Source organism: Porphyrobacter sp. MBR-49, from assembly GCF_053628655.1.
The window spans coordinates 241687-254072 of the sequence record NZ_JBRJGU010000001.1 but is presented as its reverse complement, the minus strand read 5'-3'; the positions used below and the strand labels follow the sequence as shown (position 1 = coordinate 254072).

The window sequence follows — 12386 nt, the reverse complement described above, 5'->3', positions numbered from 1 at the left end:
AACGGTATGAACAATCTGGACAGGGCAAGGTTGCTCGCCTTGGCGTTGCCCGCTGCATTGCTGGGCGGGGCCTATATCGCGCAATATGGGTTCGGCCTGCCGCCGTGCGAGATGTGCTGGTGGCAGCGCTACCCGCATTTCGCGGCGCTTGGCATTGGCGCGCTCGCCTTCTTTTTGAAGCCGCCGCAGGTTTGGGCTGCGCTGGCGGGGCTGGCGATCATCACGTCCGGGGTGATCGGGGGCTTCCACGCCGGGGTCGAATATGGCTGGTGGGCCGGGATTACCGGGTGCTCAACCCTGCCTTCGGGGATCGACGTGATGAACCCCGCCGCAGCGCCGCTGATCCGCTGCGATGTTGCGCCGTGGACGCTATGGGGCATTTCACTGGCAGGGTATAATTTTCTGATTTCCTGCATCGGCGGTGCGGCTATTGTGGCGCTGGCTGCGTATTCTAAGGCAGGCGCAGGCGAAGGGAACGGATGATGGACAGGCAAGAACTCCACCGCATGATCCGGGTCGATCAGGCCGGTGAATTCGGCGCGACCCGGATTTACGAAGGCCAATTGGCGGTGATGGGTGATCGCGGGCCGCATTCCGCGCAAATCCGCCACATGGCCGAACAGGAACGCGAACACCGCGCCAAATTCGATGCGCTGCTGGCCGGGCGCGGTGTGCGGCCGACGGCGCTGCATCCGTTCTGGTCGGCGGCGGGCTATGCGCTGGGCGCTGGCACGGCGCTGCTCGGCCCCGAAGCGGCGATGGCCTGCACGGCGGCGATCGAAACCGAGATCGACAAGCATTACAGCGAACAGATTGACAAGCTGGAGGCGAGCGGGGCCGACCCTGAACTGGCAGACATGATCACCGCCTTCCGCGACGATGAACGCGAACACCGCGACGCCGCGCTGGCGAGCGGCGCCGAACGCGCACCCGCCTATCCGCTGCTGGCAGGCGCGATCCGGCTGGGCTGCCGCATCGCCATCAAGGTGAGCGAGCGGGTTTAACCGTCAGCCCCGCTCAATCAAAATCGGCTGGCCGCCGCCGCCCAACCGGCTTCCATGGCTGGCCGATCAGGCTCTCGAATCTGTCGCGCAGCGACCAAACCCACCCAATCCGCCGCTCGGCAAGGCCCGGCAGGCTCAACAAGTCACCGCCGATCCACGGCAGAAACGGGTTGCGGCGCGCATAGGACCAGATTTCCACGCGTTCCCCGCCCACCGTTGATGGTGCCCGCGCATGAAACCCGACCGTATCGGCAACCACCAGAGTGTTCGCGGCAACCGCCATCTTTTCCAGTGGCGGCAAATGCATCGCCTCAAGCTCATGCGCGGTGGTGCGCGGCGATCCGCGTGCGGACAGCCGGTCAATCGCGCGTGGATCGGCAAGGCTGCGGTTATATTCCCAGTCCAGCCGTTCTGGCGTGAAGCGGTGCGATCCGCGAACATAGGCAAACGGCCCATCCTCGATGGCCACAGGATTGAGAAACAACCACGATTTCAGTGATGCGTGAAAGCTATCGGCATGCATGGTTTCCTGGGGGTCATCTCCCCCGTCACCGATCTTGCTTACAATGGTCTGGATGTAGTGGAGCGGAGCGGTGCGATAGCTGGCCACGTAATGCTGCAACGCCATGATATCGCGGCGATCAAGCAGCCGTCGCAGCGCCGGGATCGCCTGCAGCATGGCCGGATCAATCGCCATGCGCCGGGTTATCGCATCCCCCTGCTGCATTTCGCGCGCATCGCCCACGTAACCCAGAATTGCGTCGCGCAGGGCGGCAAATTCTTCATCCGGGATGATGTTGGGGATCGCGACGAAGCCATCGCGGTCAAACGCTTCACGCCAGTCAGCCCGAACCGCCTTTGCCAGCCGCCTTCGACGCCACAGGCACATCGCATTGGCAAACCTGACGCGGGCCACATGCAGGCCGCGCCGGTTCAGGGCTTGGGAGCCGATCAATGGATTGTCGAGGAAGCTCTTGGCCCCCGTCGCAAGCTGTAAAAGCCAGACCGGAGCCATCAGGATTTTGACAAAACTGCTGGCCATGCGACGATTTTCCTTAGCCCTTTGCTTGCGGGCTGCTTTGGAACGTTTAGCAGATATGTCAGCGAATTGAACCTGTTTCAAACTGCCGGATTCGCACAGAACCTGTTGCATTCTTGTGGATCCTCCGGGCATTTGCGTGTCAGACCTTGCCGGTTTTTGGGAGGGGGACAGCGTCAGTTCAGCTTTCGCCGGTTAGGCTCCGATAAAATCATGTGATAGAGAAAGCGGGCTGGACAAGTGCTTTGGAACGCAGGCATTGGATGGTTCATCGCTAGACTTCGATCACTGTAACACCACTTGGCGACCTGCAAAAACGCATTAGAAACGAAAGAACCGGCCGAATGAAGTTCGTGTTGACCCCCGCTTTGTTTGCAATGGCTGCTCTGACGGTCACCGGTGTTCCGGCTGCGGCGCAGAGCGCCGATGAAAAAATCAACATGGTGATCGCCTATAGCGAAGATGAATGTCCGGTCGCGCAGCCGGGCGAGGTGGTCATTTGCGAAATTCTGGTGGAGGCTGATCGCTACCGCATCCCACCCAACCTGCGCCAAAGCGACTCACCCGAGAATGTTGCCTGGGCGCGGCGGGTGGAATCATTCAAGTATGTCGGCGATTTCGGGACAATGAGTTGCAGTCCGGCAGGCGCAGGCGGGTTCACCGGCTGCACCCAGAAATTCATCGAAGCCGCTTACAAAGATCGCGCTGAGAGCGAAAACGTGCGTTTCAGCCAACTGATCGAAGAAGCGCGGGCCGAGCGCCTGTCAAACATCGACACCGATGCTGCTGCCGAGCAGGAGCGGGTCGAAATGATCGAGCGCGAATATATGGAGCGGCTTGAGCGCGAACGTGATGCGGAGGTGCCGACCGAAGGCGCGCTGCCGCCGCCCGAGGCCGAGAGCGATCAGCCGCTATAACGCGCCCATTTTAACGCGCCCATTCAGACCTGGTAATAATCGCGGTACCACGCCACGAACTGCCTGATCCCTTCGCGGAACGGCGTTTGCGGCGCATAGCCGGTAAGCGATTTCAGCAAGCTCGCATCGGCCCAGGTCGCGGGCACATCGCCTTGCTGCATCGGCAGATAATTGCGCACCGCTGCGCGCCCGCATTCCGCCTCGATCGCGGTGATGAAATCCATCAGCCGCACCTTGTCGCCATTGCCGATATTCACCACCCGGAACGGGGCTGCGGGGGAAAGGCTGTCACCCGGCGCGATATCCTCGGGCGTTTCGGGGCGCACCGGGGGCGTATCCACCAGCAGCCTTATGCCGCGCACCAGATCGCTGACATAGGTGAAATCGCGGAACATATCGCCGTTATTGTAGATATCGATCGGCGTGCCTTCGAGGATCCCCTTGGTGAATTTGAACAGCGCCATATCGGGCCGCCCCCACGGGCCATAGACGGTGAAAAACCGGAACATCGTGGTCGGCAGGTTCCACAGATGGGCATAGGAATGCGCCATCGCCTCGTTCGCCTTCTTGGTCGCGGCATAGAGCGTCAACGGCGTGTCGCATTTCTGCATTTCGGTGAACGGCATTTCGGTATTCGCGCCATAAGCCGAACTGGTCGAGGCCATCAGCAGGTGATCGACCGCCAGTTCGCGCGCGCATTCCATCACGTTGAAGGTGCCGATCAGGTTCGCCTCAATATAGGCGCGCGGGTTTTCGAGGCTGTAACGCACCCCCGCTTGGGCTGCGAGGTGGACGATCACATCGGGCTTTTCCGCTAGTGCCAGCGCGTGCAACGCGTCGAAATCTTCGAGCATGGCTTCGGTCGCGCTGAAATGCGGGTGTTGCAGCAGCATCTGGTGGCGCCGCTGCTTGATCCGCACATCGTAATAATCGGTCATCCCGTCAAAGCCGACCACGCGGAAACCTTCATCGAGCAGCAACTGCGACAGGTGGTAGCCGATGAAACCGGCCGAACCGGTGACGAGAATGGTGCGCATGAATTATCCTTCAACCGGATTTACCGAGTGGCGTGGGCAGTAGCAGCGGGAAGCAACACCGTATCCGTTGTGCCCACAAGCAAAAGCTAAAAAAAATTGCCCTTTTGACCCATGTCGACGCACATTCGACAGAATTGGTTTGCGCCGCAAGGACGTCGGAATCAGTCCGGCGGCAGCCCGCGCCCATCAAACCGGGCAACGGCGTGCGCAACCACCTTGTCCAGCGCCTCGCCGGAGAAAAAGCCCCCCGGGATCAGGCAGTGATCAATCAACACCCGGCGAAAGGCTGCAAAGGTTTCGCGATCGGGCGGGGTAGCTTCGGTCCAGAAATGGTCGAGCCCGTTCTGGCAGGTGAGATCAGGCAAGTCGTAGATCGCTGTGCCCAGCACTACCACCGGAACGCCCATGGCAAGTGCCAAGGTTCCGCTGGTGCTGTTGATTGTGACCATCCCCAGCGCGCGTTCGGAAATCGCCTCGATATCCCCCCACGCCAAGTAATCTACCCGCCCGGCAACCCCGAATCGCTCGGCAAGGTCGCTGGTTTCAAGCTCCCAGTTGCGGACCCCGTTATCGAGTGGGTGCTCCTTCACCACCAGCCGGGTATGGGCTGGCGCGTGTTTGGCAAAGGATTCAAGCACGACTTTCAGCGCCTCCTTGACCCCGGCGAATGGGGAATGAAGGCGGATCTGTGCGTCTGAATCGAGCTGCAATGGAAACAGGAAATAGGCCTCATCCCGATCCAGCAAGCGCGCAATCAAGGCTGCGGCCTGTTCGCGCCGCTCTTTGCTGCGGCTGAGCTTGCGCGCCCAGCCCATGCCTTCGACCAGCGGATGCCACGGACGATGGGTGTGCCAGCCCGGATAACGCCAGCGGGTCAGCACATCGGCAGCGTTGTAAAAAAACCCCTCACTGGCGCGTCTGCGGAACGAAGACGGCACTTTGCGGTGATCGGGCACGGGCGGCAATGCAGCGGCGCGGTCACGGTAAAATTGCGGGTCGCGCGGGAGCGAACTGTGGCCGTTGACGCCGCCGATCTCCATCGTCACCCAGTCAGGCCGGACATAGCCTTCCTCGAATACCCAGGCGGAAACACCGCGTTCCCGGCAGACCTTGAGCGCGGCAATATGGTGATCGCGGCAGTCGCCAAACAGCATGACATCGGTGATCTGGTGGTGTTGCAGCAGATCGGCGAAAGCATCCGGCCATTCGGACAGGGTTCCGCGATAGTCGATCCCGTTCGGCAGCCGCCAGTAAGCCCGATCACCGCCGTTGAAATTGACCTTGAACACCGTGTGCCCGGCCTTGCGCAGACCTTGCCCAAGCTGACGGAAGAACGGGCCCATCAAGCCTTGGAGCAGCATGACACGGCGCGGTGACTTGGCGGGCGCGGCGTCAGGCGCGGAAAGCGGAATGGTTGTTGAGGTCATAAGATGAACTTGGATAATTCCATAATTGCAACCGAAGTTACAATCGACCCTAGTCGCTATGCCTGTAACCTGTCGATCCTTTGGCAAGATTTTCGTGTGCGTTCTCAAGCCTCTCACTGAAACAGCGGCAGTGCTAAAGCCACATTTCAGATTAACGGGGGCTTGCTTCGAAAGCGTGGTAGCTTAACGCACGCCTATGACGCGTTCCCCTGTGCCACCCCGATCGTCCGGAATGGCTGCTGCATTCTTGCTGCTCGTTGTGCATATCGAGGCCATGCTTGCGCACCCTGTGCTTTATGGGCGCAGTCTGTGGTGGTATTTGATCGGCAAGCGGATGCGTGCCGGCCTTCATCTTGCCCCGCTGCTGGGGCAAACGCCGCACGCCTTCGCATTGTGGCTGGCCCGCAACGGAGCGTTGCCGCACATCGAACAGTCCGCAAAGCCACCAAGGATTGTCGCTTTGATCCAGGATGGCGAAGGAAGCGAGGCGACACTTGCCAGCCTCCTCGCCGAGTCAATCGAAGCGCGGGTGGTAAGCGCAGTTTCCGACGTCCAATGGGCGATATCTGATAGCGAAGGCTGGGTCATGCCGGTTGCCAATGGCGATATTATTGCCAGCGGGGCGGGGGATTACTACCGCGCAGCCGCCGCCAAGGCACCGGAGAATTGCCGCGTCATTTATGCCGATGATGATCTGATCGACCGCAAAGGACGGCGTCATAAGCCCCATTTCAAACCCGACTGGAACAGTGAGCTTTTCCGCCACTTCGATTACGTGACTGGTGCTGCACTTGTCAGAGCGGCGCGCGCGCCATCGATCAAGGGCCGTGAACCGTACTGGGCCGCCCGGCTTGTTGCCGAGGCTGTGGAGGACAGCGAGCGTGAAAACGGTGCCATCATTCACCTCCACCACATCCTGCATCACCGCCGATCACGGCCAGCACCACGCCTGCCGCTTGCGCAACGCCAGCCAGCGCGCGCGCAGGAAACCTTGCCGCGCGTGAGCGTGCTGGTGCCCACGCGCAATCGTGTCGATTTGCTCGCAAACTGCCTTGAAGGGCTGTCGCGCACCGAATATCCGCAACCGTTAGAGATACTTGTGATCGACAATGGCAGCGACGACCCGGCAACGCTCCATTATCTTGCGCAGCTTGACCCGGCGGCCGTGCGTGTCCTTCGCGATGATGGTCCGTTCAATTTCGCGGCGATCAACAACCGCGCTGTTCAAGAGGCCAGGGGCGCGGTGCTATGCTTTCTCAACAACGACATCGAGATTGAAGAGACGGGCTGGCTGGTTGCAATGGCACGCCAAGCCGTTCGGCCAGATGTCGGGGCGGTGGGCGCGCAGCTGCTTTATCCGGATGGCCGCATTCAGCACGCCGGGGTGGTGATCGGAATTGGCGGCGCAGCGGCGCATGCGCACCGATTGCTTAAACCCGACGAGGAGGGTTACTTCCATCGCCATGCCTTGCCCCAATTCGTATCGGCGGTAACAGCGGCCTGCATGGTGGTGGAGCGCACGAAATTTGATGCTGTTGGCGGGTTTGATGCCGAACGCTTTGCGGTTTCGTTCAACGATGTCGATCTGTGCCTGCGGCTGGGTGCGCGTGGATGGTGCAGCCTCTACGAACCGCGCGCGCGGTTGGTGCACCACGAATCCGTGTCACGCAGGCTGGACCGCGATCAAACAGGTGCAGCGCGTCAGGCGCGCGAGGTGGCATTCCTGAATGATCTGTGGAACATGCGCCTCGTCACGAAGGGGGCAACGTATGACCCCTTCCACCACCCGCACCTTAGCCGGTTGAGCGAACACTTTGTCCCCGCGCTCTGATCCTGCGCCCCCGCGTCTGGTTCTGGACGACGTGACAATGTGCGCCGTCAGTTCAACAAATGTGACAGCAACCATTCGCGCACTTGAGGCAAGTCTCGCCCAGATCGAGGTCGCCGAAGCGTTGCTGTTCACCGATGCTGATCCGGCTGAATTTGGCGCGACCATTTCGGAGAAAATCCGTGTCGTCCGAGTGGAACGGATCAATTCCGCCGTGGCCTATTCCCATTTCATCCTTGCGAAGTTGGTCGACCATTGCACCACCAGCCACTGTCTGATTGTGCAATGGGATGGGCACGTTCTGGATGCATCGCGCTGGCGCCCGGAGTTCCTCGATTATGATTACATCGGGGCAAGCTGGCCGCAATTCGATGATGGTCATGTTGTTGGCAATGGCGGCTTTTCGCTGCGCAGCCGGCGCTTGATGGAAGCCTGCCGCCATCCGCAATTCGCTGCGCATCACCCAGAGGATGTCGCCATTTGCCGCACCAATCGCATATTTCTGGAAAGTCTTGGGCTGCGCTTTGCGCCAGCCGCGCTTGCGGATATCTTTGCCGTCGAGCGCTCGGGAGACCCTGCCGCCGCCTTCGGCTATCACGGCGTATTCCTGATGCCCCGCGTTCTTGGCACCGAGCAATTCTGGAACATTTACCAGACGCTTGATGACACAGCGACCTTGCGGCACGATTTCAAAGATCTGTTGCTGCTGGTCTTGGCAGGGGAAAATGGTGTGTCACGCGCCTGTAAAATGATCGCTCGGCGCCTTGCGGATGCGCGGCGCTGGGGGCGAAGCCGCTAGGGCGCGATAATACGTGTCATTGGGGTGGCAGGCCCCATTACGCGTGACCGCGTTCGGCCTTATTACGCGTGACCGCGTTCGGCCTTAAAGAATTTGGAAATTTTGCAAAACGGGTGCTATGGGGCAGATCATAGCCGCGACGGACAAATTGCATGCTATGGATGAAATCCTCATCAAAAGACGCTGAGTTCAAAACACACATCATGCAACACGATCCTGAATTGCAACGCCATGTCGCGGCGATTGGTGGGCGTCACAAATTCGCTTCGGTGATCCGGCGCCGTCGCTGGTTCATTTTTTCGGTGGTCCTTCCGACGCTGCTGGCCACCCTCTATTACGGGGTAATCGCCTCTGATATTTACGTTTCTGAATCACGTTTCGTCATCAAGGCCCCTGATCGTAAACAATCAAGCGGTTCGGCGCTGCAGGGGCTGTTGCAATCCACTGGCTTGGGCAATGGCGCTGAGCAAGCCAGTGAAATAATTGGATATTTACGTTCGCGCAACGCGCTGTCAGACCTGTCAAAGCAGGTGGATGTTCGCGGTGCATTTGCCTCGCCCGAAGCCGATTTTCTTAGCCGGTTCCCGCTGGTCTATCAGAGCGATACGTTCGAAGGCCTGTATAAATACTACACTGCGATGATTGAGGCCAACCCGGATGCAGAAACGGGGCTCACTGTGCTGAGTGTGAGTGCCTTCACCCCCGAAGAAGCGCGGGAACTCAATGCCGGATTGCTGAATTTGGGTGAGGATTTGGTCAATAAGCTTAACAAGCGGATCAATTCGCAGGCGATTGAGGAAGCGCAGGCGCGCGTCGACGAAGCGCAGGACAGATTGCGCGGCGCGCGCGTTCAGTTGGGCGCTTACCGCAATTCTGCAGAAATCCTCGACCCCCAGCAGCAAGGCATCGGCGTGCTGGAAGTTTCGAACGCATTAATCATACAAGAATCTGCGCTGCGCGCGCAACTGTCAGAAATTCAACGTAACGCACCCAACCATCCATCGATACCCGCGCTGCAGGATCGCATCGCAGGTATTTCGCAGCAGGTGGCCGAGCAGACCGGGCGTGCGGTTGGCACGCCGGACGGGATTGCCGCCAAGATCTCACAATACGAAAATCTGCTGGTTGAGCAGGAATTTGCCGAACAGATGTTGACTGCAGCCAACGCCGCCCTTGAACAAGCGCGGGCTGAGGCGGTGCAGCAACAATATTATCTCGAACGCGTGGTCGAACCCAATCGACCTGATGAAGCCATCAAGCCTGCACGATTGCGCGCCATTCTGGCCGTTTTGTTCGGGACGCTTTGCCTCTATTTCGTTGGCTGGATGCTGGCTGTCGGGGTGCGCGAGCACGCATCAGAAGATTGACTGACGGGCGATGGCGCGTTTTAGCGAAGGGTGGCGCATCCAGATCAAGGTGATTCGGGCTTTGACGAGCCGTGAGTTGATGACTCGCTTTGGCCGAGAAAATATCGGCTTTCTATGGATCATGGTAGAGCCACTGCTGTTTGCAAGCTTGGTTGGATTAGTGTGGTCATTTCTTAAAGCCCCCACTAATCACGGTATGAGTGTATTCGCGTTCGTGGCGACTGGTTACATCCCACTGACTTTCTTGCGCCATTCTTTCGGCCAGTCTGCAAAAATATTTGTAGCCAATTCTTCATTACTTTATCACCGGCAAGTCAAAATTCTCGATTTTATTATCGTGCGCGTGCTGATCGAGTCGGTTGGTGCGATGATGGCGTATATATTTGCTGGTATTGTGCTGGCATTTTTTGGCCTCTTCCCTTTCCCCGCTGATATTGGAGTTCTCGTTCTGGGTTGGGCGATCTACGTATTCTTCATATTTTCGCTTTGCACAATTCTCGCGCCTATTTCGGAAATGTCGGAAGCGGTCGAAAAACTCGTCCCTATTAGTGTCTACATCGCGCTTCCGTTCTCAGGCGTGTTCAACATGGCAGCTTGGTTGCCGCCTAACGTCAGAGACGCTCTCATGTGGTCTCCGCTGGTCAGTGGGATGGAGCTCATGCGCTTTGGTGTCTTCGGAGCAGCTGTCACGCCTTATTACGATATCCCTAAGGCTTTGGGCCTTTCGCTTGTCTGCCTTTTAATCGGACTGATCCTGTCTCGTAGGGTCCGCAGAACGATGACGATTACATGATTGAATGCTGCAACCTCCACATGGACTACCGTAGCGGGCATGTGACGAAAAATGTCCTTAAGGGCGTCGATTTTGTAATCAATCCGTGTGATCGCATTGGCCTTCTTGGCCGCAATGGGGCGGGCAAATCAACCTTGATCCGCCTGATTGGCGGCGTTGAAATGCCGACTGCGGGAAAGGTAACCCGCCGCATGACCTGTTCATGGCCGCTGGGCTTTACGGGCGGCTTTCAGGGCAGTTTGACCGGATATGATAATGCCCGCTTTATTGCCCGGATTTATGACAAGCCTTATGCAGAAATTCGCGAATATGTGGAGGAGTTTACCGAGCTCGGCAGCAATCTGAAAATGCCGGTAAAGATTTACTCTTCTGGCATGCGTGCGCGCCTCGCATTCGCTCTTTCGTTAGCCATCGAATTTGATTGCTACCTAATCGATGAAGTGATCATGGTCGGCGACAGGAATTTTCAGAACAAATCAAAGGCCGAGTTTTTCGAAAAGCGCACTGACCGCGCACTATTGCTTGCCTCTCACAGTCTCGAAATGATAAATCAATATTGCAATCGCGCAATATTGTTGAATGATGGGAAAGCAACTGTTTATGAAAACGTGGCAGAAGCTGTTGAAATTTATAAAACACTTTAAGGTTTTAGTGATTGCTTTCAGGTAAAGGATATTATGAACGATCCTATTTTCCCAGGTGTTCCGCGGTTCGAATCGCCGATCTTTGCCAGCGATAGCCTTTCCGACTTGACTGAGGCGGAGCAGTCCATTGCCAGAGATCTCAATACCCATGGCTTTGCTGTTATCGACTTTCCGGATCCCGAAATTGATGCTCGGATCGAACGAATAAAGGTGCGCCTTGGGCCGCACTTCAATATCGCGTTTGATGACCCGCAGGCCGACAAGACCAGGGGCGAGCGCCGCATTCAGGATGCCTGGCAGTTCGACGATGACGTGCGCGCGATTGCCGCCAATTCGGATGTGCTAGATCTGCTTGGCAAGCTTTATGGCCGCCCAGCTTTTCCGTTTCAGACGCTTAATTTTCCTGTTGGCACCCAGCAGAAAGTTCATTCCGACTCAGTCCATTTCTCGTCCTTGCCTGAACGCTTCATGTGCGGTGTGTGGCTAGCGATGGAGGATGTAAAGCTCGATGCAGGGCCATTGTTTTACGTGCGTGGCTCACACCGCTGGCCGATCATATCGAATGCGATGATCGGAAGGCGAGGTTTCGGCAGCGAGGAGGCGTCTGCTCAATTGCCATTTGCTCGAGCCTGGCAAGCACTGTGCGATGTTCATGGCGCTTCGGAAGAAGTTTTCACCGCTCGCAAGGGGCAAGCGCTGATTTGGGGCGCGAATCTGCTGCATGGCGGCAGTCACCAAACAAACCCAACGCTCACTCGCTGGTCGCAGGTTACGCATTACTATTTTGAGGACTGCGTCTATTATACTCCTGCTTTTTCCGACGAGGTGACCGGGCAGTTGCAAACGCGCGAGGTCGTGGCCATCCATGATGGCCAACGGCGGCCGAACCAGTATCTTGGCGAGGCATTTGGTGCTTTGCCGCAAGATACGCGGTGGCATAAGTGGGTTGGCCGCTTGGGGCGGAAACAGTGATCCTAGCTGGCACTTGCGTGATCTGCGCCGGTGGTCGATCATCGACGGGAAAGCGATCGCGAAGATGAGCGCAGGGCAAAGTGATCTCGAAATTCAGGCCGTTTTACGTGCGGAAATCAGAGAGCTGCAATTCAGGCACAAGGTGGAAATCGCCCTTCTGCACGCGACCTATGAGATGGTGCTCAACGGCCCTGCTGAGGGACTGCCATCGGTGCAGCAGCAGATTGGGCTTCTGATGCAAGCGCCGCAATTCGACCCGCAGTGGTATGCCCATACGTATCGCGATGTTGCCGCAAGCGGCATTGATGCCGCCGAACATTATGTTCGCGCCGGGGCGTTCGAGCGGCGCAATCCGGGGCCTGATTTCGACACCATGAACTACTATCTCGCCAATCCCGATGTTATCGATGCTGGCTGGCCGGCGTTGGTCCATTACCTGCATTGCGGAAAAGCCGAAGGCAGGCCTCTGGCCTGATGGAGATTCCGCGTGAGGCCGCAATCACAATCGCCACGCTTCGATGCGGATTCGGCTAAATTTTTTGACTGGCTTCAATCCGTT

The 12386-nt window shown here is 58.0% G+C and carries 13 protein-coding genes; 10 read left to right on the top strand and 3 right to left on the bottom strand.

Annotated elements, in window-relative coordinates; all coding sequences use genetic code 11:
* Positions 1 to 6: 6 nt before the first annotated feature.
* A complete protein-coding gene (locus ACSSV3_RS01150) occupies positions 7 to 483 on the top strand; it encodes a disulfide bond formation protein B (RefSeq protein WP_354326078.1) in 477 nt (158 codons plus the stop codon).
* Complete coding sequence (locus ACSSV3_RS01145; protein ID WP_354326120.1) at positions 483 to 1004, top strand: demethoxyubiquinone hydroxylase family protein; 522 nt, start codon at positions 483 to 485, stop codon at positions 1002 to 1004. The genes ACSSV3_RS01150 and ACSSV3_RS01145 overlap by 1 nt, the downstream gene beginning before the upstream one ends.
* Positions 1005 to 1017: 13 nt before the next feature.
* Here ACSSV3_RS01145 and ACSSV3_RS01140 read toward each other — a convergent pair whose 3' ends face one another.
* Positions 1018 to 2046 carry a phytanoyl-CoA dioxygenase family protein gene (locus ACSSV3_RS01140; protein WP_354326079.1) on the bottom strand — a complete coding sequence of 343 codons (1029 nt, stop codon included), beginning with the start codon at positions 2044 to 2046 and terminating at the stop codon, positions 1018 to 1020.
* A gap of 341 nt (positions 2047 to 2387) precedes the next feature.
* Here ACSSV3_RS01140 and ACSSV3_RS01135 point away from each other — a divergent pair, with 341 nt between their 5' ends.
* Positions 2388 to 2960 (top strand): hypothetical protein, encoded by a 573-nt coding sequence (locus ACSSV3_RS01135; RefSeq protein ID WP_354326080.1) that lies wholly within the window; start codon positions 2388 to 2390, stop codon positions 2958 to 2960.
* A gap of 23 nt (positions 2961 to 2983) precedes the next feature.
* Here ACSSV3_RS01135 and ACSSV3_RS01130 read toward each other — a convergent pair whose 3' ends face one another.
* A complete protein-coding gene (locus tag ACSSV3_RS01130) occupies positions 2984 to 3997 on the bottom strand; it encodes an NAD-dependent epimerase/dehydratase family protein (protein WP_354326082.1) in 1014 nt (337 codons plus the stop codon).
* Between the two features lie 161 nt (positions 3998 to 4158).
* On the bottom strand, positions 4159 to 5424 hold the full coding sequence (locus ACSSV3_RS01125) for a capsule biosynthesis protein (protein WP_354326084.1): 1266 nt from the start codon (positions 5422 to 5424) through the stop codon (positions 4159 to 4161).
* A 274-nt stretch (positions 5425 to 5698) separates the two neighbouring features.
* On the opposite strand from ACSSV3_RS01125, the gene ACSSV3_RS01120 reads away from it, so the two are divergent.
* The 7 genes from ACSSV3_RS01120 to ACSSV3_RS01090 all read left to right on the top strand — a co-directional run bounded on the left by ACSSV3_RS01120 (position 5699) and on the right by ACSSV3_RS01090 (position 12302).
* The gene (locus ACSSV3_RS01120; RefSeq protein WP_454184733.1) at positions 5699 to 7255 is read left to right on the top strand and encodes a glycosyltransferase family 2 protein; all 1557 of its coding nucleotides are present in this window, start codon (positions 5699 to 5701) and stop codon (positions 7253 to 7255) included.
* A gap of 61 nt (positions 7256 to 7316) precedes the next feature.
* On the top strand, positions 7317 to 8051 hold the full coding sequence (locus ACSSV3_RS01115) for a DUF5672 family protein (protein ID WP_354326088.1): 735 nt from the start codon (positions 7317 to 7319) through the stop codon (positions 8049 to 8051).
* Positions 8052 to 8203: 152 nt separating this feature from the next.
* A complete protein-coding gene (locus tag ACSSV3_RS01110) occupies positions 8204 to 9418 on the top strand; it encodes a Wzz/FepE/Etk N-terminal domain-containing protein (protein ID WP_354326090.1) in 1215 nt (404 codons plus the stop codon).
* 10 nt (positions 9419 to 9428) lie between these two features.
* Positions 9429 to 10211 carry an ABC transporter permease gene (locus ACSSV3_RS01105; RefSeq protein WP_354326092.1) on the top strand — a complete coding sequence of 261 codons (783 nt, stop codon included), beginning with the start codon at positions 9429 to 9431 and terminating at the stop codon, positions 10209 to 10211.
* Positions 10208 to 10855, top strand: coding sequence for an ABC transporter ATP-binding protein (locus tag ACSSV3_RS01100; RefSeq protein ID WP_354326093.1), 648 nt, complete (start codon positions 10208 to 10210; stop codon positions 10853 to 10855). The genes ACSSV3_RS01105 and ACSSV3_RS01100 overlap by 4 nt, the downstream gene beginning before the upstream one ends.
* Before the next feature lie 33 nt (positions 10856 to 10888).
* Complete coding sequence (locus ACSSV3_RS01095; RefSeq protein WP_354326095.1) at positions 10889 to 11827, top strand: phytanoyl-CoA dioxygenase family protein; 939 nt, start codon at positions 10889 to 10891, stop codon at positions 11825 to 11827.
* A 13-nt stretch (positions 11828 to 11840) separates the two neighbouring features.
* Positions 11841 to 12302, top strand: a complete 462-nt coding sequence (locus ACSSV3_RS01090) for a hypothetical protein (RefSeq protein ID WP_354326096.1) — start codon at positions 11841 to 11843, stop codon at positions 12300 to 12302.
* Positions 12303 to 12386 lie beyond the last annotated feature (84 nt).

Bases quoted from the DNA above. Each gene is read 5' to 3' on its own strand.
- ACSSV3_RS01150 (WP_354326078.1), top strand. From the start codon at position 7: ATGAACAATCTGGACAGGGCAAGGTTGCTCGCCTTGGCGTTGCCCGCT.
- ACSSV3_RS01145 (WP_354326120.1), top strand. From the start codon at position 483: ATGGACAGGCAAGAACTCCACCGCATGATCCGGGTCGATCAGGCCGGT.
- ACSSV3_RS01140 (WP_354326079.1), bottom strand. From the start codon at position 2,046: ATGGCCAGCAGTTTTGTCAAAATCCTGATGGCTCCGGTCTGGCTTTTA.
- ACSSV3_RS01135 (WP_354326080.1), top strand. From the start codon at position 2,388: ATGAAGTTCGTGTTGACCCCCGCTTTGTTTGCAATGGCTGCTCTGACG.
- ACSSV3_RS01130 (WP_354326082.1), bottom strand. From the start codon at position 3,997: ATGCGCACCATTCTCGTCACCGGTTCGGCCGGTTTCATCGGCTACCAC.
- ACSSV3_RS01125 (WP_354326084.1), bottom strand. From the start codon at position 5,424: ATGACCTCAACAACCATTCCGCTTTCCGCGCCTGACGCCGCGCCCGCC.
- ACSSV3_RS01120 (WP_454184733.1), top strand. From the start codon at position 5,699: ATGCTTGCGCACCCTGTGCTTTATGGGCGCAGTCTGTGGTGGTATTTG.
- ACSSV3_RS01110 (WP_354326090.1), top strand. From the start codon at position 8,204: ATGCTATGGATGAAATCCTCATCAAAAGACGCTGAGTTCAAAACACAC.
- ACSSV3_RS01105 (WP_354326092.1), top strand. From the start codon at position 9,429: ATGGCGCGTTTTAGCGAAGGGTGGCGCATCCAGATCAAGGTGATTCGG.
- ACSSV3_RS01100 (WP_354326093.1), top strand. From the start codon at position 10,208: ATGATTGAATGCTGCAACCTCCACATGGACTACCGTAGCGGGCATGTG.
- ACSSV3_RS01095 (WP_354326095.1), top strand. From the start codon at position 10,889: ATGAACGATCCTATTTTCCCAGGTGTTCCGCGGTTCGAATCGCCGATC.